The sequence below is a fragment of the Paraburkholderia fungorum genome, from assembly GCF_046027215.1.
In the GTDB taxonomy this organism is placed as follows: Bacteria; Pseudomonadota; Gammaproteobacteria; order Burkholderiales; family Burkholderiaceae; genus Paraburkholderia; species Paraburkholderia fungorum_D.
In genome coordinates, this window is sequence record NZ_JAQQEN010000001.1 from 3,337,709 (window position 1) to 3,358,604 (window position 20,896).

The 20,896-nt window shown below is 63.3% G+C and carries 17 protein-coding genes; 6 read left to right on the plus strand and 11 right to left on the minus strand.

Going from position 1 to position 20,896, the window contains the following annotated elements; genetic code table 11:
* Positions 1-3 precede the first annotated feature (3 nt).
* Both iolE and iolB read left to right on the plus strand, forming a co-directional pair.
* Entirely contained in the window at positions 4-927 is a 924-nt protein-coding gene (gene iolE / locus PQR27_RS14775) for a myo-inosose-2 dehydratase (RefSeq protein WP_408524351.1), read from the plus strand.
* Positions 924-1,724, plus strand: a complete 801-nt coding sequence (gene iolB / locus PQR27_RS14780) for a 5-deoxy-glucuronate isomerase (RefSeq protein ID WP_408524352.1) — start codon at positions 924-926, stop codon at positions 1,722-1,724. The genes iolE and iolB overlap by 4 nt, the downstream gene beginning before the upstream one ends.
* Positions 1,725-2,387: 663 nt before the next feature.
* Here the strand turns inward: iolB and PQR27_RS14785 are convergent.
* From PQR27_RS14785 to PQR27_RS14820, 8 genes are all read right to left on the minus strand, one after another.
* Entirely contained in the window at positions 2,388-3,101 is a 714-nt protein-coding gene (locus PQR27_RS14785) for an ABC transporter ATP-binding protein (protein WP_408524353.1), read from the minus strand.
* On the minus strand, positions 3,098-3,850 hold the full coding sequence (locus PQR27_RS14790) for an ABC transporter ATP-binding protein (RefSeq protein ID WP_408524354.1): 753 nt from the start codon (positions 3,848-3,850) through the stop codon (positions 3,098-3,100). The genes PQR27_RS14785 and PQR27_RS14790 overlap by 4 nt, the downstream gene beginning before the upstream one ends.
* A complete protein-coding gene (locus tag PQR27_RS14795) occupies positions 3,847-5,133 on the minus strand; it encodes a branched-chain amino acid ABC transporter permease (RefSeq protein ID WP_408524355.1) in 1,287 nt (428 codons plus the stop codon). Before PQR27_RS14795 ends, PQR27_RS14790 begins: the two co-directional genes overlap by 4 nt.
* Positions 5,126-6,064, minus strand: a complete 939-nt coding sequence (locus tag PQR27_RS14800; protein ID WP_408524356.1) for a branched-chain amino acid ABC transporter permease — start codon at positions 6,062-6,064, stop codon at positions 5,126-5,128. The genes PQR27_RS14795 and PQR27_RS14800 overlap by 8 nt, the downstream gene beginning before the upstream one ends.
* Before the next feature lie 4 nt (positions 6,065-6,068).
* Positions 6,069-6,518: an acyl-CoA thioesterase gene (locus PQR27_RS14805; protein ID WP_408524357.1), complete on the minus strand. Its 450-nt coding sequence runs from the start codon at positions 6,516-6,518 to the stop codon at positions 6,069-6,071.
* 85 nt (positions 6,519-6,603) lie between these two features.
* A complete protein-coding gene (locus tag PQR27_RS14810) occupies positions 6,604-7,134 on the minus strand; it encodes an NUDIX domain-containing protein (RefSeq protein WP_408524358.1) in 531 nt (176 codons plus the stop codon).
* 121 nt (positions 7,135-7,255) lie between these two features.
* On the minus strand, positions 7,256-8,287 hold the full coding sequence (locus PQR27_RS14815; protein ID WP_408524359.1) for a threonine aldolase family protein: 1,032 nt from the start codon (positions 8,285-8,287) through the stop codon (positions 7,256-7,258).
* A 143-nt stretch (positions 8,288-8,430) separates the two neighbouring features.
* The gene (locus tag PQR27_RS14820; protein WP_408524360.1) at positions 8,431-9,693 is read right to left on the minus strand and encodes a YbfB/YjiJ family MFS transporter; all 1,263 of its coding nucleotides are present in this window, start codon (positions 9,691-9,693) and stop codon (positions 8,431-8,433) included.
* A 115-nt stretch (positions 9,694-9,808) separates the two neighbouring features.
* Here PQR27_RS14820 and PQR27_RS14825 point away from each other — a divergent pair, with 115 nt between their 5' ends.
* Complete coding sequence (locus tag PQR27_RS14825) at positions 9,809-10,672, plus strand: LysR family transcriptional regulator (protein ID WP_408524361.1); 864 nt, start codon at positions 9,809-9,811, stop codon at positions 10,670-10,672.
* Positions 10,673-10,886: 214 nt separating this feature from the next.
* On the opposite strand, the gene alaS is transcribed toward PQR27_RS14825, so the two are convergent.
* Positions 10,887-13,511: an alanine--tRNA ligase gene (gene alaS, locus PQR27_RS14830; RefSeq protein WP_408524362.1), complete on the minus strand. Its 2,625-nt coding sequence runs from the start codon at positions 13,509-13,511 to the stop codon at positions 10,887-10,889.
* A 297-nt stretch (positions 13,512-13,808) separates the two neighbouring features.
* On the opposite strand from alaS, the gene PQR27_RS14835 reads away from it, so the two are divergent.
* The gene (locus PQR27_RS14835; RefSeq protein WP_408524363.1) at positions 13,809-15,029 is read left to right on the plus strand and encodes a CaiB/BaiF CoA transferase family protein; all 1,221 of its coding nucleotides are present in this window, start codon (positions 13,809-13,811) and stop codon (positions 15,027-15,029) included.
* A 174-nt stretch (positions 15,030-15,203) separates the two neighbouring features.
* Here the strand turns inward: PQR27_RS14835 and PQR27_RS14840 are convergent, their stop codons facing one another.
* Complete coding sequence (locus tag PQR27_RS14840; RefSeq protein ID WP_408524364.1) at positions 15,204-15,767, minus strand: RBBP9/YdeN family alpha/beta hydrolase; 564 nt, start codon at positions 15,765-15,767, stop codon at positions 15,204-15,206.
* Between the two features lie 43 nt (positions 15,768-15,810).
* Positions 15,811-17,565, minus strand: coding sequence for a gamma-glutamyltransferase (gene ggt / locus PQR27_RS14845; RefSeq protein WP_408524365.1), 1,755 nt, complete (start codon positions 17,563-17,565; stop codon positions 15,811-15,813).
* Positions 17,566-18,045: 480 nt separating this feature from the next.
* Between ggt and PQR27_RS14850 the strand changes: the two genes are divergently transcribed.
* Both PQR27_RS14850 and PQR27_RS14855 read left to right on the plus strand, forming a co-directional pair.
* Complete coding sequence (locus tag PQR27_RS14850; RefSeq protein WP_408524367.1) at positions 18,046-19,755, plus strand: glutamine--tRNA ligase/YqeY domain fusion protein; 1,710 nt, start codon at positions 18,046-18,048, stop codon at positions 19,753-19,755.
* Between the two features lie 142 nt (positions 19,756-19,897).
* A complete protein-coding gene (locus PQR27_RS14855) occupies positions 19,898-20,875 on the plus strand; it encodes a transporter substrate-binding domain-containing protein (RefSeq protein WP_408524368.1) in 978 nt (325 codons plus the stop codon).
* Positions 20,876-20,896: the final 21 nt, after the last annotated feature.

The window sequence follows — 20,896 nt, forward strand, 5'->3', positions numbered from 1 at the left end:
CGCATGACTGCTTTCGACGTACGTATCGGCATCAACCCGCTTTCGTGGATGAACGACGATCTGCCGTCGCTCGGTGGCGAGACGCCGCTTGAAGTCGCGTTGACCGAGGGTCGGCAGATCGGCTATCAGGGCTTTGAACTCGGCAACAAGTTTCCGCGCGAGCCGCAAGCGTTGAAGACGCTGCTTGCGCAATACGACCTGGCTCTGGTTTCAGGCTGGTACTCCGGCCGGCTCGCGCGACGCAGCGTGGAGGAAGAAATCGCCTCGGCTGGCCCGCATCTCGAACTGCTCGCGCAAAACGGCGCGACGGCGATGGTCTATGGCGAAGTCGCCGATTCGATCCAGGGCGCGCCACAACCGCTGTATCAGCGCCCCCGTTTTTTCAGCGACGCGCAGTGGGCCGCGTATGCTGCGCGTGTCGATGAATTCGCGCGATATACGCTAAGCCGCGGCGTGCGTCTTGCTTACCATCATCATATGGGTGCGTACGTCGAGACGCCCGCGGACGTCGATCAACTGATGTCACGTACGAGCGACGCGGTTGGCCTGCTGTTCGACGCCGGGCATATCACCTTTGCGGGCGGCGATCCGCTCGCCGTGCTCGACAGACACATTGGGCGTGTGTGCCACGTGCATTGCAAGGACGTTCGCCCGGCGGTGATGAAGCTGGCGCGCAATCGCAACTGGAGCTTTCTGGATGCGGTGATCAACGGCGCGTTCACTGTGCCGGGCGATGGCGCCGTGAACTTCCCGGCGATCATCGATCGATTGAAACGGCGCGGTTATCGCGGCTGGCTGGTGGTCGAAGCGGAACAGGACCCGGCGGTCGCGCCGTCGTTCGAGTATGCGCAAAAGGGATATCGGACATTGCGGGAATTGGTCGACGCACCGCTCGATGCGGGTGGCGCGACGCAGGAGGCAGCATGAGTTTATTGGTAAAGGCGCAGCGCGAGGGCCAGACGATCGCGCGGGTGACGCCCGAGTCGGCGTGTTGGCGGTATGTGGGGTTTGCCGCTTACCGGTTGGGTGAGAATGAAGTGGTGCATGTACTCGAGCCGTCGCGCGAGGTGTGTATTGTGGTACTCACAGGCACGGTGGATGTCGAGACTGCTGATTCGACATGGCGTTCTTTGGGCTCACGCGATAGCGTGTTCGAGGATGCTGCGCCGTGTGCTTTGTATTTGCCGCCTGGCGTGCGGGCGACTGTGCGGGCTTGCCGCGATGCCGAGGTTGGTGTGGCTAGTGCGCCTGCCAAGGGCGCTTATCCGGCGCGGGTGATTGAGCCTTCTTCCATGAAGCGCTCGACGCGCGGGAAGGGTTTAAATACGCGATACGTATGCGATATTCTTCCGCAGACTGAGCTTGCGGAGTCTTTGCTGGTTGTTGAGGTGAGGACACCTGGGGGGCATGCGTCCAGCTATCCGCCGCATAAGCACGATACCGATAATGTGCCTCATGAGAGTTCTCTTGAAGAGACTTACTATCATCGGCTCGATCCGCCGCAAGGGTTCGCTTTTCAACGCGTGTATACCGATATGCGGGATATCGATGAGTCGATGGCTGTCGAGAACCACGATGTGGTGATGGTGCCGCGTGGGTATCATCCGGTTGTTGTGCCCTACGGGTATGAGAGTTATTACTTGAATGTCATGGCCGGGGGGCAGAGGGTTTGGCATTTTCGCAATGATCCAGCGCATGAGTGGATTATTGATAAAGATTGCTGAGGTTTTTTGCCTTTAGCGGCGGCATTTTTGCTGTGTGCCTACGGCGTTGGTTGTTTCTCTTCTTATTGGTTTATTAGCGTTCCCCCTGTGCGGGGGGGCACCTACTTTTCTTTGCCGCCGCAAAGAAAAGTAGGCAAAAGAAAGCGGCTCAAACCGCCAATTCTTAAGCGGGTCCCCTGGCTTGGAGGGGCTGGTGGTCCGATTAACGGATCACACCTCGGTCCTTTACGGTCTGTGACACAGCCGTCATTCGCTCCCACTCCGCACTGCGTGCGTCGCGGACGGGTCCACCACGGAAACCGGGCGCTTCGTTTGTGCGCGGTGGGGGCCATCGGCTTCGCCTCGGCGAGGCGCCGAAAAACACCGATGGTTTTGTGAAGTACCGCCCCGGCGCGCGCAGCGCCGCCGGAAGCATGACGGCCTGGTCACTCAGGCCAGAAGGTGCGCAGGCTCAATCTCTACGGAGCCACGATCCCCTCCAAGCCAGGAGAGCCGCTTAAGAATTGGCGGTTGGAGCCGCTTTCTTTTGCCTACTTTTCTTTGCGGCGGCAAAGAAAAGTAGGTGCCCCCCCGCACAGGGGGAACGCTAATAAACCAATAAGAAAAGAAACAACCAACGCCGTAGGCGAACCAAATAATGCCGCCGCAAAAGGCAAAAAGAACCTATCCAATTCCAAGCCATTCCTGCATCACATCAGAGCGCTTAACAAATGAATCGACCACATCATCAAACACAATCTCCCCATGCCCCATCACCGCCACCCGATTGGCGATACCCCTTGCGATAACGAGCCGCTGCTCGATCAGCAACATCGCCACACCACGATCCCGCAACGTCCGCAGACACTCAGCAACCTGCACCATCACCTGGCTTGCCAGCCCCTCGCCGGGTTCGTCGACTACCAGCAGATCCGGGTCTCCAAGCAGCGCCCGAGCCAGGGTCAGCATCTGCTGCTCGCCGCCCGAAAGCGCCCCAGCCCGCGTACGCTTTCGTTCGCGCAGAACCGGGAACAGTTCGTACGCATCCTCAAAACCAAACCGCGGCGTGCGCCCACGATCCCGCGGCGCCACACCAAGTTGCAGATTCTCGTCGACACTGAGCGTCGGAAACACGTCGCGATGCTCGGGAACATAGCCGAGCCCGAGACGCGCGATCTCGAAGGTGCGCCGCGCGCCAAGCGACTGACCAGCAAAACGCAAGCCGCCCTCGCTACGCACGAGACCCATGATCGCCCGTGCCAGCGTCGAGCGGCCAGAACCGTTGCGTCCCACCAGCGCGACGACTTCACCGGCGTCGATATGCAGCGTGACGCCGTGCAACGCCTGGCTGGCACCGTACCAGGCGTTCAGTCCTTGAATATCGAGCAAGGGCGTCATGTCTCGAAGTCCTCGCCGAGATAGGCCGCTCGCACCGCCGCGTCCGCGCGAATCGCCGACGGCGTGCCGGTCGCGATAACACGGCCCTGCACCAGTACGGAAATGCGGTCGGCAATCGCGAACACCGCCTCCATGTCGTGCTCGACCATCAGCAGCGTGCGGCCGGCCGTGGTCTCGCGAATCAGCTCGATGGCGCGGGCAGCTTCGGCGCGGTTCATGCCGGCGGTCGGTTCGTCGAGCAGCAAAGTGTGCGCGCCGCCCGCGAGCGCCAGACCCAGGTCGAGCGCGCGCTGTTCGGCATAACTGAGCGTGCCGGCCTGCATGTGCCGGCGTGCGCTCAAGCCGACGGCTTCGAGCACCTGTTCGGCACGTGCGTCGACCGTGCGCGAACCGCTGAAACGCTGCCACCAGCGGGTGCGGTCGCGCTCGGCAAGCATCGCGGCGCAACGCAGATTGTCGAATACATCGAGCTGAGCGAACACGCTGGTGGTCTGGAAGCTACGCGCGAGGCCACGCCGTGTGATCGCGGCCGGCGCGAGGCGCGTAATGTCAGCACCGAACAGAACGATACGTCCCGCGTTTGGTCGCGCGCCGCCGGCGATCAGGTTAAAGAGCGTCGACTTGCCGGCGCCGTTCGGGCCGATCAGCGCGTGACGCTCGCCGGGTTGGATCGCGAGATCGACGCCACGCAGAATTCGTGTAGCGCCGAAGCGCTTTTCGATGCCGTAGAGCGCGAGCGCCGGGATCACCGCGCGTCTCCCGTGGCGGCCGATGGGGTGCGATGAGCAAGCCGCTGTTGCGCGCGCATGGCGTAACGCGCGGTGAGGCCGCCCACCACGGCAAGCACGAAAACCGCCGTACCCAGCCGCAGAGGCGAAGAAGCCACTTCGATCGACATGCCGGCGATGGTGAAAGCCGCGCCGTCGTCCGCGCCGAATTGCACGGCATATGCCCACTGCACCACGAGTACCACTGCTGCCGCCCACAACAGCGCGGCCACGGTACCGGCGAGATAAGCAGCGCTGCTCGCTCGCCAGCCATATTCGGCGATGCGCGCCGTGTGCCGTCGCACGAAGCCCGCCACTCCGTCGGGCGAGGCCACCACGACCACGATGAAGAACAGCCCGAGATAGAACAGCCACGCCCGCGTGACGCTCGCCACCGCGACGCTGAAAAACGTCAGCACGATCGCACCCGCGACCGGCCCGAAAAACGCCGCCGTACCGCCGATCACGGTAGCGATCAGCACGGCGCCCGAGCGCATCATGCCGACGCTTTCGGTCGACACCAGCTCGACATTGATCAACCCCAGCGTACCCGCGAGGCCCGCAAAAAACGCCGAAAATACGACTACGCCATAGCGGATGCGGCGCGGGTAGCAGCCGATCGCCACAGCGCGGGCCGGGTTGTCACGCACGGCGTTGGCGAGACGCATAAAAGGCGTGCGCGACAGGACGAACATCGCCCCGCTCGCCAGCAGACACCACAGCACGATCAGCGCATACGCCTCGCGAGCCGGGCCGAAGCTCCAGCTGCCGACCATCGGCCCGCTTGCCCGGTCGATCGGCACGCCAGCCTCGCCGCCGAACCAGTCGGGCAACGTCCATGCGGCGGCCGCGACGAGTTCGCCGATGCCGAGCGTGATCATCGCGAAGGCCGTGCCCGAGCGCCGCGTCGACACGAAGCCGAACAGCACGCCGCACAGCGCGCCACCGATGCCGCCGATCAACGGCAGCACCGCAAGCGGCACGCCGACGCGGTTGAACACTTGCGCCGCGATCAGCGCGCCAAGGCCCGCATAAGCCGCGTGACCGAACGACAGCAGCCCCGTCTCGCCGAGCAGCAGGTTGTACGAGAGCGCGAATACGATCATCGTCGCGGTCTGCGCGAGATAGGCGAGCAGCCAGCTTTGTGGCCACACGAATGGCGGCACGACGAGAAACAGGACGAGCGCAAGCCATGGCGCGGTCAGCCGCACGATCGAACCGGACCGCGCCGCGGACGAGGCGCTCGCCGCGGGCATGTCACGCATGGTCGTCTCGCCGTCCGAACAGGCCGCGCGGGCGCAGCGCCAGCATCGCGACCAGCAGCAGATAGGGAATCAAAGGCGCCAGTTGCGCGAGCGTCAGCGTGTCCCATTCGGTTGGCAGCGGTTCGCCGAAAACCGCGATGAGATCGCCCAGTGAGACATTGCTCGCCACCGCAAAAGTCTGCACGCAGCCGACGATCAGCGATGCCGCGAGCGCCCCGCTCAACGAACCCAGCCCGCCGATCACAACCACGACAAACACGATCGAGCCGACCGATTCCGCCATCGCCGGCTCGATGACGAAGAGCGGCGCACCGATCACGCCGGCCAACGCGGCGAGCGCCGTGCCCGCCGCGAAGACGCCAGTGAATACGCGCGGCACGTTATGGCCGAGCGCTTCGACGGCGCTCGCGTGCGTGAGCGCGGCCCGCACGATCAACCCCGCTTTCGACACGCGCAGCACCGCGTACAACGCCACCAGCATCGCCAGCGACACCGCCATCATGAACGCCCGGTAGCGCGCGAACGCCGCGCCGTAGAGCGTGAAAAGCGGTCCGTCGAGCACGGCCGGCACCGTTGCGCTGAGCGCGCTCAAGCCCCAGCCGAGCTTGACCGCTTCGCCGAGCAGATAGGCAGCGCCGAACGTAAGCAGCAATTCGGCGAGATGACCGTGCGGGCGTACCCGCCGCAATAGCCAGCGCTCCAGGGCGGCGCCGATCAGACCCACGATCAACGGCGCGATCACCAGCGCACTCCAGAATCCCGTGCGCGCCGCCACCGAAAAGCCGACGTACGCGCCGAGCATATAGAAGCTCGCGTGCGCGAAATTCAACACGCCGAGCATGCTGAAGATCAGCGTGAGGCCTGCCGACAGCATGAACAGCAGCAGGCCATAACTGACGCCGTTGAGCAGATTGATGACAAACGACTGCACGCGCCTATTCCGCCACCGTCGCGACGGTCAGCGGTTCGAGCGCCGCACGCAGTTCGGCCGGCAATGTCACCGGACGACGTGTGACGCGATCCACGTACACGTGCACGAAGTGCCCTTGCGCGGCGGGCTGATCTTCGCCTTCCCTGAAAAGCGCTACTTCGTACCGCACGCTCGATGTGCCGAGACGTACCACTCGTAGCCCCGCCTCCACGCGCTCGGGAAACACCAGCGGCGCGAAGTAATTGCAATGCGTCTCGACCACGAGGCCGATGGTGGCGCCGTGCTCGAAGTCGAGCACGCCCGCGCGAATCAGATACTCGTTCACCACCGTATCGAAGTAGCTGTAGTAGACGACGTTGTTCACATGGCCGTAGACATCGTTGTCCATCCAGCGCGTCGTGATCGGCAGAAAATGCGAATAGGCGGTGCGCGTGTCGGGGGCGGGTTTGTTCATTGTGACGTGACGAATGAGTGGGAACGTGTGGTGCCGGTTGGATCGAAGACGTAAGCCAGGCTCGTGCTCCTCGCCTGGCGAAAATTTATTGTCCCGGCTTCTCGACGAATTCGAATGGCAGACCGCGCCGGCGCATCCATTCGCCGAGCGCCTGACCCGTGCCCGCGCGCCACGGCCGCAGTTTGGCCGGCTCGACAAGGCGATATTCGAGCAACTCCGGCGACAGCGCGATGGTCCCGTACGCCTTCACGTGATAGGCGACGATCAGTTCGTTTTTGCGGATGAATTCGTACACACCAATCAGCTCGACCGTCTCCGCGTGCAGCGAGGTTTCCTCGAACACTTCGCGGGCGATGCCCTCTTCCGGCGTCTCGCCGTTTTCGAGGAAGCCGGTGATCAGCGCGAACATGCCTTCCGCCCAGGCCGCGTTGCGCGCGAGCAGGATCTTGCCTTCGTACTCGACGATCGCGGCCACGACCGGCAGCGGGTTGTTCCAGTGGACGTAGCCGCATGCCGTATCGGGACAGGTCTGGCGGATGCGGCCACCCTCGTGCTCGGCATCGGTACGCTCGGTCAGCGGCGTGGCACAGCGAGGACAAAATCGGTATTCGGTCATGGCGAGTGGAGACGTCTCTTATGTCTTGTATCTGATGATGTTCTGTAACGATCGGGGTCGGTGCGGCCCGCTTTATTCGACACGGGGTTCAGTGCGGTTTCGGCGCGGCTTCACAACCGCTCTATGCCGCGCACAGTTCGCGCACTTCGGCGGCGAAGCGCTCGACGGTTTCCGGCTGCGTGTCCCATGCGCACATCAGCCGGCAACCGCCCGCGCCGATGAATTCGTAGAACTTCCAGCCTCGCGCGCGCATCGCCTTCGCGGCTTGTGCCGGCAATTGCGCGAATACCGCGTTCGATTCGCTCGGGAACATGATGCTGACGCCGGGAATTTCCTGCAACCGCGTTTGCAGCAATTGCGCCATCGCATTCGCATGGCGGGCGTTGCGCAACCAGACGTCGTTGTCGAGCAGGCCGAGCCACGGCGCGGAGATGAAGCGCATCTTCGAGGCTAGCTGGCCGGCCTGTTTCAGACGGTAGGCGAAATCGTCGGCGAGCGCGCGGTCGAAGAACACTACCGCCTCGCCGACCGGCAGGCCATTCTTGGTGCCGCCGAAGCACAGCACGTCCACGCCCGCGCGCCACGTGATTTCGGACGGATGCACGTCGAGGGCCGCGACCGCGTTGGCGAAACGCGCACCGTCCATATGCACTTTCAGATGACGCCGTTTGGCGATCGCCGCGATCGCCCGCACTTCTTCAACGCTGTAGACGGTGCCCACCTCCGTCGATTGCGTCAGCGTAACGACCTTCGGTTTCGGATAGTGGATGTCGGCGCGGCGCGTGACGACCGCTTCGATCGCGTCCGGCGTGAGCTTGCCGCCGACGCCCGGCGCGGTCAGCAGCTTCGAGCCGCCCGAGAAGAATTCAGGGCCGCCGCATTCGTCGGTTTCGATGTGCGCGAGATCGTGGCAGATCACCGAGTGATACGACTGGCACAGTGACGCCAGCGCCAGCGAGTTGGCCGCCGTGCCGTTGAAGACGAAGAACACTTCGCAGTCGGTCTGAAACAGCTCGCGCAGACGGTCGCACACCTGGTTGGTCCAGGAGTCGTCGCCATAGGCCGGCTCGTGGCCGCTGTTATTGGCGGCGATCAGCGCCTCGAGCGCCTCGGGACAGATGCCGGCGTAGTTGTCGGACGCGAAATGTTGCATGGATGGCGGCACGCCTGGCGACAGGCGCGCTGAGATGACGGGAAGCGGTCATTTTAGTGCGCCAGCCGGTTATTTTGTTTTCGATTGCCTCGATTTGCGGGGCGGCGAATCGACATACGCGTGTTTTCACCGAAACGCGGCCGTTAGTTGCAGCCGCAATCAGGCATGCGACCCCGTCCGCGCGGCATCCGTGCCACGATCAACAGCCCGACTGCGCCTGCCAGTAGCGCGCCCGCGGCCAGCCACAGCGCAGGCGAAAACGAGCCCGTGTGTGCCGCAATCGGCGCGGCCACCAGCGGGCCTACGATCTGACCGACGCCGTACGCCGCGGTCGCGTAACCCATCAGACCGGCGGCATTGTCACCGCGCAGCCGCCGTGCTTCGCGCATCGCAAACAGCGTGATGGCCGTGAACGGCAGACCGATCAGAATGCTGCCGAGCGAGAAACCGCCTGCCGTCGGCCAGATGATGCCGAGCGCGATGCCGACAGTCTGGATCACATAGCATCCGGCAAGCAGCGTGCGGTTGTCCCAATGGGCCGGCAGCCGCGCAGCCAGCAGCGCGCCGACGATCAACGCGGCGCCGAACATCGGCCAGAACAGATCGGGCCAGGACGAGTCCGGCAGCGCATGGCGCGCGATCACTGGCAGGAATGTCGCTGTGATGATGTAACCAAAGCCGGGTATACCGTAAAGCAGCACCAGCCAGAAGGCGTCGGCGCGATGGGCGGCATTGCCTCCCGCGTGGGCAGAGGGAGGCGCGCTGCCCGCACGCGGCTGAGCGCTGCGCGCCGTGGATACGGATACCGCGCCGAATGCGGGCCACACCATGGCCGACAGCACCGCCGCGATGAGCCCGAAGCCGATCCACCCCACCGTCGCGCCATAACCGCCGGCGACGCTGACCAACAGCCCCGTCCCAACGATGCCGACACCCGGGCCGGTATAGATCACTCCGCCCCAACCGTGGGCACCGAGTTCGGTCAACCGCCGCAAGCCCCACTGCGACGCGAAAACGAAGGTCCAGGCGCTGATCGCGCCAGCGACGAAACGCGCCACGGCCCACATCCAGAACTGGCTGGCGACGCCCATTGCCAGCATCATCAGGACCGTAACGACCAGGCCCATGCGGACCATGCGCGCGGCGTCGACTCTCAAGGCCGCACACGTGACGGCGCCGACGAAATAGCCGGCGTAATTGAACGACGCGAGCCAGCCGCCGTGCTGGATATCGAGCGAGGGCTGGCCGGACGCGCCGCCGTAGAGCATCAAGGGCAATAGCGGCGTGAAGGCGAAGCGCCCGATGCCGAGCGCCACAGCCAGCGTGACCATGCAGGCAAGCGCCGCGCGGCGGGCGGCATGGCGCTCAACGGGCGTACCGAGCGCGTTCGAGGTGAGATCGTTCATGGCGGATGGAATTCGGATGCGCCAGCGGGCGCCGACGCAGTGAATCCATATTAGCTTGACCTTTCAATCATGAAACATGAATAATTTCGATATCATCCATCTCTGCGAGAGAACCATGGATCTGTCCGCCCTGACTATTTTCCGTGCGGTCGTGCGGGAAAACGGCGTGACGCGGGCCGCGGCGAAGCTCAATCGCGTGCAATCGAACGTTACGACGCGTATCAAGCAGCTTGAAGAACAACTGGGCGCTGAGTTGTTCATCCGCGACGGGCGGCGTCTTGTGCTGACGCCTGCGGGCGAGACCCTGCTGCCCTATGCCGAGCGTCTGCTCGCACTCGCCGATGAGGCACGTCATGCCGTGCGGGAGGATCGTCCGAGCGGACGTTTGCGTCTGGGTACGATGGAGAGCATTGCGGCGACCCGCCTGCCCGGATTGCTTGCGCATTATCACCAGACATGGCCGACCGTCGCGCTCGAACTCGAGATCGGGACCACTGGCAAGCTGATCGAGCGGGTGCGCGAATTCGAGGTCGACGCCGCGTTGGTGGCGAGGCCGCTGGATACTGCTGCGCTTGGCGAATTGTTCGAGACGGTGGCGGTATTCCGCGAAGAACTGGTGATGTTGACGCCACGGGGACATCGACCGATTCACGGAGTACGGGATATTGCGTTATCCACGCTGATCGCGTTCGAGCGTGGGTGTGCTTATCGTTCTTACATCGAGAAATGGTATGCGGAGCACGGGGTGCGGCCGGCTCGGGTGTTGGAGCTTGGCTCTTATCACGCGATTGTGGCTTGCGTCGCCGCAGGGGCTGGGGTGGCTGTGGCGCCACGGTCGGTGCTGGATTTGCAATCCGTTACCAGCAATATTGCGGTTCATCCGTTGCCGGATATTGGGGTGATTGAGACGCTTCTCGTCTGGAGAAGGGGGCATTTTTCTTCTGCTTTGAATGCGTTGAAGGAAGTGCTAGTGAGTTGAGGTTTTTTTGTTTGCCTTGGGCGGCGGCATTTTTTTGCTGTATGCCTACGGCGGTGGTTGTTTCTTTTGCTTTTGGTTTATTAGCGTTCCCCCCCGCACAGGGGGAACGCTAATAAACCAATAAGAACAGAAAACACCAAACGCCGTAGGCAAACAGCAGCGGAAACGCTAATAAGCCAACGCCGTAGGCAAAAATAATAACCAAACCGCCAACTTAAAGTTGGCCCTCAACCCATTGCCGAACTCCTGCAAGCGCCGCAGGCAAATTCCCCGGTTCAGTCCCGCCAGCCTGCGCCATATCCGGCCGCCCGCCGCCCTTACCCCCGACCTGCTGCGCAACAAAATTAACCAGCTCACCAGCCTTCACCTTCTTGCTGGCATCAGCAGTCACACCGGCAATCAGACTCACCTTGCCACCCTCAACCGAGGCCAGCACGATCGCCGCGCTCTTGAGTTTGTCCTTCAGCTTGTCGACCGTCTCACGTAACGTCTTCACGTCCGCGCCTTCCAGCGTGGCTGCCAGCACATGCACGCCGGCCACTTCGATCGCCTGACCGGCCAGTTCATCGCCCTGACTCGAAGCAAGCCTCGACTTCAACGCGCCTAGTTCCTTCTCCAGCGACTTCACCTGCTCCTGCACCTGCACGATCCGCTGCGTCAGTTCCGACGGCTGCGCCTTCAACGCAGCCGCAGCCGCATTGATCCGCGCATCCAGATCCTGCACGAAACGCACGGCGTTATCGCCCGTAATGGCCTCCACGCGACGAATGCCCGCAGCCACGCCGCCTTCCATCACGATCTTGAAGAAGCCAATGTCGCCCGTGCGCTGCACGTGCGTGCCGCCGCACAACTCGCGCGAAAACCCAAGGTCCAGCACCCGCACTTCGTCGCCGTACTTTTCGCCGAACAGCGCCATCGCGCCGCCCTTCACCGCTTCGTCGAACGGCATCAACTGCACCACACCCGGCGAATTCGCGAGGACCTCAGCGTTGACGATCGCTTCGACCTGACGGATCTGCTCGTCGGTCATCGGCGCGTTGTGCGCAAAATCGAAACGGGTCTTGTCCGCGTCGACCAGCGAGCCTTTCTGTTGCACATGCGAGCCAAGTACCTCGCGTAACGCTTTGTGCATCAGGTGGGTTGCCGAGTGATTGCGTTCCGTGCGCGCGCGACGCACCGCGTCGATTTCCGCCTTGACGACGTCGCCAACTTTCAGCGTGCCTTGCTCCAGCGTGCCGTGATGGCCGACCACGTCAGCCTGCACCTTCAACGTGTCGCTCACCGCAAAGCGCACGCTCGCGTTCGCGAGCACGCCCTGGTCGCCTACCTGGCCACCCGACTCCGCATAGAACGGCGTGTGATCGAGCACGACCACCGCTTGCTGACCGTTTGCCACTTCCTTGACCGATGCGCCGTCCACGTACAACGCGATGACCTTCGCGTCGTCGAACATCACTTCTTCGTAGCCGTGGAAAGTGGTCTTCGCGCCCGAGTATTCGAGACCCTGCGCCATCTTGAACTTGCCCGCCGCGCGAGCCTGTTCGCGCTGACGCGCCATCGCTTCGTCGAAGGCGGCTTCGTCGACGGTCACTTCGCGCTCGCGGCACACGTCTGCCGTGAGATCGAGCGGGAAGCCATAGGTGTCGTGCAGCTTGAATGCCAGTTCGCCGTCGAGCGTTTTGCCGCCCTTCGCGTCCAGTTCGGCCAGCGCGCCTTCGAGAATCGACATGCCGTGCTCGATGGTTTCGAAGAAGCGCTCCTCTTCCTGACGCAGCACGTCGGTCACGCGTTGTTCGGCGTCTTTCAGTTCCGGATACGCCTCACCCATTTGCGCGACGAGGTCCGGCACCATGCGATGGAAGAACGAACCCTTCTTGCCCAGTTTGTAGCCGTGGCGGATCGCGCGGCGCACGATCCGGCGCAGCACGTAGCCGCGGCCCTCGTTGCCCGGAATCACGCCGTCCACAATCAGGAACGAGCACGCGCGGATGTGATCGGCGATCACCTTCAACGAGTTGTTCGCCAGATCGGCCACGCCGGTTTCGCGGGCAGCGGCCTTGATGAGCGCCTGGAAAAGGTCGATTTCATAGTTGCTGTGCACGTGCTGCAGAACCGCCGCAATGCGCTCAAGACCCATACCCGTGTCGACGCACTGCTTGGGCAGCGGCGTCATATTGCCTTGCGCGTCCCGGCTGAACTGCATGAACACGAGGTTCCAGATCTCGATATAGCGGTCGCCGTCTTCTTCCGGCGATCCCGGCGGGCCACCCCACACGTCCGGGCCGTGGTCGTAAAAGATTTCCGAGCACGGGCCGCACGGACCGACGTCGGCCATTTGCCAGAAATTGTCCGACGCGTAGCGCGCACCCTTGTTGTCGCCGATGCGGATGATGCGCTCGACCGGTACGCCCACTTCTTTCGCCCAGATGTCGTGCGCTTCGTCGTCTTCGTGGTAGACCGTGACCCACAGCTTGTCTTTCGGCAACTGGTACACGCCGGTGAGCAACTCCCACGCGTAGTGGATCGCGTCACGCTTGAAGTAGTCGCCGAACGAGAAATTGCCCAGCATTTCGAAGAACGTGTGGTGGCGCGCGGTGTAGCCGACGTTTTCCAGATCGTTGTGCTTGCCGCCAGCGCGCACACTGCGCTGCGCGGTCGTGGCGCGCGAATACGGACGCGATTCCGCGCCGAGGAACACATCTTTGAACTGCACCATTCCCGAATTGGTGAAGAGCAGTGTCGGGTCGTTGCCGGGCACAAGGCTCGACGAGCGAACGATCGTATGGCCCTTCGATTCGAAGAACTTGAGGAATTTCTCGCGGATTTCGGCGGCTTTCATAGCGGGCGGGGACGGTCCTGACTGTTACCGGCGGCATCATGGGGATGCGCCAACTGTTTGTTTCTTAAACGACTGATTATACGGGATCGGCGCCCGCGCGCGGCGACGCGCCCCGCACCGTTAGCCGTTCGGCCAGGATTGGCCGGGCAGCACGCAACACGGCGAGGCGGGTCGTCCGTCCTGCGGGTCGTCCTATATCGTTCGGCCGACTGCGCCCGCACACGGGAATCGCTTAAGATTGCCCCCATCGACGGCGCCGTGCGCGCCTCTGTGGCTACCTAGGAGACATCGAACAATATGGGCGCTCTCAGTCATATCCGCGTGCTGGATCTCACGCGCGTGCTCGCCGGGCCGTGGTGCGCGCAAACGCTCGCCGATTTCGGCGCGGACGTCATCAAGATCGAACGCCCCGAAGTCGGCGACGACACCCGTCACTGGGGGCCCCCGTACCTGAAAACGCCCGAGGGCACGGACACGCGCGAGGCTGCCTACTACCTGGCCGCGAACCGCAACAAGCGCTCGGTCACCGTCGACATTGCCTCGCCCGAGGGCCAGCGGATCATTCGTGAACTGGCCGCGCAAAGCGACGTGGTGCTGGAGAACTACAAGGTCGGCCAACTGAAGAAGTACGGCCTGGATTACGCCTCGCTGAAAGAGCTGAAGCCCGATCTGATCTACTGCTCGGTAACCGGCTTCGGACAAACCGGCCCGTACGCGCAACGCGCCGGCTACGACTTCATCGTCCAAGGCATCGGCGGCTTCATGAGCATTACGGGCGAACGCGACGGCCAGCCGGGCGGCGGTCCGCAAAAAGCCGGCGTGGCGATCGCCGACCTGATGACCGGCATGTATTCCACCGTCGCCGTCCTCACGGCGCTCACGCATCGCGACCGTACGGGTGAAGGCCAGTACATCGACATGGCCTTGCTCGACGTGCAGGTGGCGATGCTGGCCAACATGAATTCGAATTACCTCGCGAGCGGCCAGCCGCCAGCGCGCTGGGGCAACGCGCATCCGAACATCGTGCCCTACCAGACCCTTCAGACCAGTGATGGCTGGATCATCGTCGCGGTTGGCAACGACGGCCAGTTCCGCAAATTCGTCGAAGCCGGCAACCGGCCGGAACTGGCTGACGACGAACGCTTCGCCACCAATCCGGCACGCGTGCGCAACCGCGACATCCTCGTGCCGATCCTGGCCGACATGGTCCGCCTGCAGGGCAAACAGCAATGGATCGGCGCGCTCGAGGCCGCCGGCGTGCCGTGCGGGCCGATCAACGATCTGGGCGAAGTGTTCGAAAACGAGCAGGTGGTGGCGCGCGGGCTGCAGGTTGACTTGCCGCATCCGTCCGGCGGAACGGTCAAGCTGGTGCGCAATCCGATCAACATGAGCGGCACGCCGCCTGAAGCGCTTGCGCATCCGCCCACGCTCGGCGAGCACACCGAGAGCATCCTGCGCGAGGTGCTCGGCTATGACGAAGCCCGAATTGCAACGCTGCGACAGCAAGCGGTGATCTGAACCCGACTCTGAATCGAATGTGGCGGCGCGACTGGGCGGCACGCCTGGTGCGCCGCAACGAATCGCGGCAGCGACGGTAATTCCGCTCGTTGCGCTGTGCGTAGAGGGTTCAGCGCGCCGGGCTCAGCGGCAGTCGCGGCATCAAACTACATCGATCCGCCGCTCGAGAAAGCGTCAAGCCGCAGGCTTGCAGAGCGAAGCCAGCCAGCTCCGCCCGTCGTTCCAGTCGCCAAGTCCGCTATCGGCATTGATGTGGCCGCGCGGGCCAATGTCGGCCCAGCGGCTACCCCACGCCGAAGCGCAAGCCTGTGAGAACGGCACGGCGCCGTACGGATCGTCGCTGCTCGCCACGACCATGCTCGGGAACGGCAGGCGCGAGAGCGGCACCGGCGCAAAACCGCTGGCATCCTGCGGAAAATTCGCCCCGGACGGGTCGGGTACGGCCACCAGCAACGCGCCCGCTACCTTCGCGAGCTGGGCGGCGCTCGCATACTGCGACGCCCAGAAGGCCGTGGTCAGGCAGCCGAGACTATGCGCGGCGAACAGCACGGGCGCGTCGGCCGCGCTCACTGCGGCGTCGAGTGTGCGGCACCACGCGTCGCGCGCCGGGTGGTCCCAGTCCGGCATCTGCACGCGCTCGAAGCCGGCATCGAGCGCCTCCCAGCGCGTTTGCCAATGACCCGCATCGGAATTCTGGTAGCCCGGCAGCACGAGCACCCTGGGTTGTTGTCCGCTCATCGCCTTCCCCGTCGTTGTCGTTTTTTCAAGCAGCCGGGGCTGCTCAGTGAATCACGCGGCCCACGCCCACGCCGCGCGGATCGGCGGCCGGCTCGGGCGTCGTGCCTTCTACCCGGATCATTTGCACATCGCCGTTGAACGGCTGTCCTTCGAGCGTATAGCCCTTGGCCGTCAACTGCTCGGCCAGCTCGCCGGTGAGCGGATGGTAAGGCTCAAAGAAAATCGTCTTCTGCGGCAGTAACTGGTGGTGAAAGCGCATGGCGGCCAGTGCGTCGGCAGGCGCCATATTGAAGTCGTACAGGTTCGTCATCACCTGGAAGATCGACGTGAAAATACGCGAGCCGCCCGGCGTGCCGATCACGAGCGAAACCTTGTTGTCCTTCAACAGAATGGTCGGCGCCATCGACGACAGCGGCCGGCGGCCCGGTGCCACCGTGTTGACCTCATTGCCGGTCACGCCAAACTGATTCGTGGCAGCCGGCTTGGTGACGAAGTCGTCCATCTCGTCGTTCAGCACAAAGCCGCCACCGTCCACCACGACACCTGAGCCGAACGGCCCGTTCAGCGTATAGGTGTTCGACACAGCGTTGCCCCATTTGTCGACCACCGAGAAATGCGTGGTTTGCGCTTTTTCCGGCATCGCGTCCCCGAGGCCCGGCTTGACTGGCGTCGCGCCCGGCACTTCATCGGGCTTGACCTCGTCGGCGCGTTGCGCGAGATAGGCGTCGTCGATCAGTTTGTCGACCGGCACCTTGTACGAATCCGGATCGCCCATGTACTGCTGCCGATCGGCGAACACACGGTCTTCGATCTGCGCAATCAAATGAATGTACGGCACGGAATTCAACTCGAGACCGTCAAAAGCGGGCTTCAGATCTGCCTTCATCTTCAGCATCTGGATCAGCCCGACTCCGCCCGAGCTCGGCGGCGGCGCGGAAACGATCCTGTAGCCGTTCCAGTCGGCGGTGACCGGCTGACGCCAGACGGCCTTGTACTGAATCAGATCCTGTTTGGTCACGAGACCGTGGCCGTACATTTGCTGGGCGATCAGATCGGCCGTGCGGCCTTCGTAGAACTCACGCCCGCCGTCGCTGGCAATGCGCGACAGGGTTTGCGCGAGTTCGGGCTGACGGAAGTTGGTGCCCGCTTTCAGGCTCGAGAAGTACGCGTCGAAATTGGTCTTGCCGGCGAAGTTCTTCGCCGCGAAGTCGTGGCGCTGCTGCAGCCACGGCTCAACCTGGAAGCCGTCGGTGGCGTAGCGGATCGCGGGCGCCAGCACCTGTTTCCACTTCAGTTTGCCGAAGCGCTGCTGCGCTTCCCACATTCCCTCGACGGTGCCCGGCACCCCCACGGCACGGTGGCCGACGAGGCTCATGCCCGGTATGACGTTGCCTTTGTCGTCGAGGTACATGTCGCGGGTCGCCTGTTGCGGCGCGCGTTCGCGATAGTCGAGAAAGTACGGTTTGCCGTCCATGAACACCGTCATGAAACCGCCCCCGCCAATGTTCCCCGCGTCCGGATAGGTCACGGCGAGCGTAAAGGCGATTGCCACCGCGGCGTCCACCGCGTTGCCGCCAGCGGCAAAAATCTGCTGCGCGGTGTCGGCGCTGTAGCGATCCGGCACGGCCACCGCCGATGCATCGAGCACCGCCTTGGGCGCAGCCGTTTTCGCCAGCGCCGGCGCGGGCGCGACGAAACTGCCTGTGAACGCGGCGAATATGGCCGCGGCCGTCAGGATCCGGGCCAGGGAAAAAGAGGCGAAAGGCGCACGAGGCGCGTCATGCGTCGGGACGGACATCCGAGAAACTCCGGGGACTAAGGCTGCCATGTTGCACGAACGGCGAGCGTCTGTGCAAGGCGGCCGGGGGTGGCGCAGCCTTTCTGGCGGGCCGCCTCGCCCGCATGGACCGCGCGGTCGGGACGCAGGCCGCACCACCCCGAAAGGGTTGAGCAAGGGGGCGAAAAGCACGTGGCTACGCGGCTTGCGCACGTCAGGCGCAATAGAGGCGCAGCGCGGAGGTAACACCGCGCAGGGGAAGCATCAGGGCACGAACACCTCACGGATCGCCCCGCGCCGCCCGCATCCTAAGTCCCTCGCGGGCGCCTCAACAAACCGTTTTACCTCCTGTTACAGCACCGCTCGCGCCCCTGATTTTCCGTCAAAACCGCTCAAACGTTGGCTGCACGCCGCACTCGCCTGCCGTGAAGGGGCTCGTCAGGTAGAATTGATAGATAAGTGAGCGCATTGCGCGCCCTCGACAGACTTTCACCTTCTCGCATGAATACCGAACGCAACGACGCGCCAGCGGCATCCAATTTCATTCGCAACATCATTGACGACGACAACCGCAGCGGCAAGTGGGGTCAGCGCGTCGAAACGCGCTTTCCGCCCGAACCGAACGGCTATCTGCATATCGGTCACGCCAAGAGCATCTGCCTGAATTTTGGCGTGGCGCGCAACTACGGTGGCGTGTGCCACCTGCGTTTCGACGACACCAATCCGGAAAAGGAAAGCGTCGAATACGTCGATTCGATCATCGACTCCGTCCGCTGGCTCGGGTTCGAATGGGAAAAAGACGGCAAGGAGCAGCTTTACTTCGCGAGCGACTACTACGACAAGCTCTACGAATTCGCGGAGCTGCTGATCGAACGCGGCAAGGCATATGTGGACAGCCAGTCGGCGGAAGAAATGCGCGCGAACCGCGGCTCCGCTACTGAAGTCGGCACGCCATCGCGCTTCCGCGAGCGTTCGGTCGAGGAAAACCTCGACCTGTTCCGCCGCATGAAGGCCGGCGAATTCAAGGAAGGTGAGCACGTACTGCGCGCGAAGATCGACATGGCGTCGCCGAACTTCAACATGCGCGATCCGGTCATCTACCGGATCCGCTTTGCGCATCACTACCGCACCGGCGACACATGGTGCGTGTACCCGATGTACGACTACACGCACTGCATCTCGGACGCGCTGGAAAACATCACGCATTCGCTGTGCACGCTCGAATTCGAAGACCACCGTCCGCTGTACGACTGGATTCTGAACGAGCTGGCCGAAGCCGGCATTTTCACGCGCCCGCTGCCGCAACAAATCGAGTTTTCGCGTCTGAACCTGACCTACGCGATCACCAGCAAGCGCAAGCTGTTGCAACTGGTGACCGAAGGCCACGTCGAGGGCTGGGACGATCCGCGTATGCCGACCATCGTCGGCGTGCGCCGGCGCGGTTTCACGCCCGAGGCGATTCAGTTGTTCTGCGAGCGTATCGGCGTCACGAAGGTCGATTCGTGGATCGACATGAGCGTGTTCGAAGGCGCGCTGCGCGACGATCTGGATGCGAAGGCGCCGCGTACGGCGGCCGTGCTCGATCCGGTCAGGCTGATCATCGACAACTTCCCCGAAGGCGTCACCGAGCCTTGCAGCGCACCGGTCCACCCGCACCATCCGGAACAGGGTATGCGCGAATTCCCGATCTCGCGTGAACTGTGGATCGAGCGGGACGACTTCACCGAAACACCGCCGAAGGGCTACTTCCGCCTGTTCCCGGGCAACAAGGTGCGCCTGCGCTACGGCTACGTGATCGAATGCACGGGCGCCGAGAAAGACGAAAACGGCAACGTCGTCGCGGTGCATTGCAACTACTTCCCGGACAGCAAATCGGGCACCGAAGGCGCGAACAACTACAAGGTCAAGGGCAACATCCACTGGGTCAGCGCCGCAGGCGCGTGCCCGGCCGAAGTGCGCATCTACGACCGTCTGTTCAAGGATCCGCAGCCGGACGCCGGCGGGCGCGATTTCCTGGAAGCGCTGAACCCGGACTCGAAGCGCGTGGTCCAGGCCTATCTGGAACCCGGCGCGCGCGAAGCGCTGCCCGAGCAACGCTACCAGTTCGAGCGCCACGGCTATTTTGTCGCCGACCGCGTCGATTCAAAACCGGGCAAGCCCGTCTTCAACCGTATCGTCAGTCTGCGCGACAGTTGGGGCAAGCCGGCGTAAGCTGGGGCAGCTACCGCTTGTCGCGCATCTGAGGTTAAATGCGGCGTGCATCTTGTGAGTGGGATGCGCGCCGTTGTGTTGCACCATGTTCCATCGATAGTGACAGCGCAGCAAAAATGCGCGTGCGAGTCCGGGAGGTCCGATGAAAGTTGCAGCCCGCCACAGGGCGAGTGCACGGGGCGCGCGTCTCGCGGGTACCTTTTATGCCACGCGCATTGCACACGGCGTGCGTGGCGCGCTTGTGGCGCTGGTCACATCGGGCGTCGCGTTACTCGCCTGCCCCGCTCATGCCGACGAGCTGACCGGCACGCTGAAGAAGATCCACGACGACGGCGTGGTCGTGCTCGGCGTACGCGAAGCGTCGATTCCCTTTTCCTACTTCGACGGCAAGCAGACAGTCGGCTACTCGCAGACCATCGCGCTGCAGATTGTCGACGAAATCAAGAAGACGCTCGGCATGCCGCAACTGAAGGTTCACGAAATCACCGTGACTTCGTCGAACCGCACGCCAATGCTGCTGAACAACCAGATCGACCTGGAGTGCGGCTCGACCACACATACCGTGGAGCGTGAGAATGTCGCCGCCTTCTCGAACAGCTTCTTCCAGTACGCCGTGCGCATGATCGCGCGCAAAAGCAGCGGCATCATGGATTTTCCGGACCTCGCCGGCAAAACGGTCGTAACCACCGCGGGCACTTCCGACGAACGCCTGTTGCGCCGCCTGAATACCGACAAGCACCTGAACATGCGCATCACGAGTGCGCGCGATCACCCTGAGGCTTTCACCGCGCTCAAGGACGACCGGGCGGTGGCCTTCGTGATGGACGAGCCGATCGTGTACGGCTTCAAGTCGACCGACCCGCGCCCCGACGACTTTGTTGTGACCGGCACGCCGCTCGGCTACGAGGTCTACGCATGCATGTTCCGCAAGGGCGACGAGCCATTCCGCACGCTTGTGAATAGCGTGATCGCGCGCGGCCAGACCTCCGGTGACGCGGAACGACTCTACAAGCTGTGGTTCACGCAGCCGATTCCGCCGCATGGCATCAATCTGAATTTCCCGCTGTCGGAACAGAATCGCTCGCTGTTCGCGCATCCGAACGACCGCGCGCTCGACTGACACGCCATGCCACGCCGTGCC

Bases quoted from the DNA above. Each gene is read 5' to 3' on its own strand.
- iolE (WP_408524351.1), top strand. From the start codon at position 4: ATGACTGCTTTCGACGTACGTATCGGCATCAACCCGCTTTCGTGGATG.
- iolB (WP_408524352.1), top strand. From the start codon at position 924: ATGAGTTTATTGGTAAAGGCGCAGCGCGAGGGCCAGACGATCGCGCGG.
- PQR27_RS14785 (WP_408524353.1), bottom strand. From the start codon at position 3,101: ATGACGCCCTTGCTCGATATTCAAGGACTGAACGCCTGGTACGGTGCC.
- PQR27_RS14795 (WP_408524355.1), bottom strand. From the start codon at position 5,133: ATGCGTGACATGCCCGCGGCGAGCGCCTCGTCCGCGGCGCGGTCCGGT.
- PQR27_RS14805 (WP_408524357.1), bottom strand. From the start codon at position 6,518: ATGAACAAACCCGCCCCCGACACGCGCACCGCCTATTCGCATTTTCTG.
- PQR27_RS14810 (WP_408524358.1), bottom strand. From the start codon at position 7,134: ATGACCGAATACCGATTTTGTCCTCGCTGTGCCACGCCGCTGACCGAG.
- PQR27_RS14815 (WP_408524359.1), bottom strand. From the start codon at position 8,287: ATGCAACATTTCGCGTCCGACAACTACGCCGGCATCTGTCCCGAGGCG.
- PQR27_RS14820 (WP_408524360.1), bottom strand. From the start codon at position 9,693: ATGAACGATCTCACCTCGAACGCGCTCGGTACGCCCGTTGAGCGCCAT.
- PQR27_RS14825 (WP_408524361.1), top strand. From the start codon at position 9,809: ATGGATCTGTCCGCCCTGACTATTTTCCGTGCGGTCGTGCGGGAAAAC.
- alaS (WP_408524362.1), bottom strand. From the start codon at position 13,511: ATGAAAGCCGCCGAAATCCGCGAGAAATTCCTCAAGTTCTTCGAATCG.
- PQR27_RS14835 (WP_408524363.1), top strand. From the start codon at position 13,809: ATGGGCGCTCTCAGTCATATCCGCGTGCTGGATCTCACGCGCGTGCTC.
- PQR27_RS14840 (WP_408524364.1), bottom strand. From the start codon at position 15,767: ATGAGCGGACAACAACCCAGGGTGCTCGTGCTGCCGGGCTACCAGAAT.
- ggt (WP_408524365.1), bottom strand. From the start codon at position 17,565: ATGTCCGTCCCGACGCATGACGCGCCTCGTGCGCCTTTCGCCTCTTTT.
- PQR27_RS14850 (WP_408524367.1), top strand. From the start codon at position 18,046: ATGAATACCGAACGCAACGACGCGCCAGCGGCATCCAATTTCATTCGC.
- PQR27_RS14855 (WP_408524368.1), top strand. From the start codon at position 19,898: ATGAAAGTTGCAGCCCGCCACAGGGCGAGTGCACGGGGCGCGCGTCTC.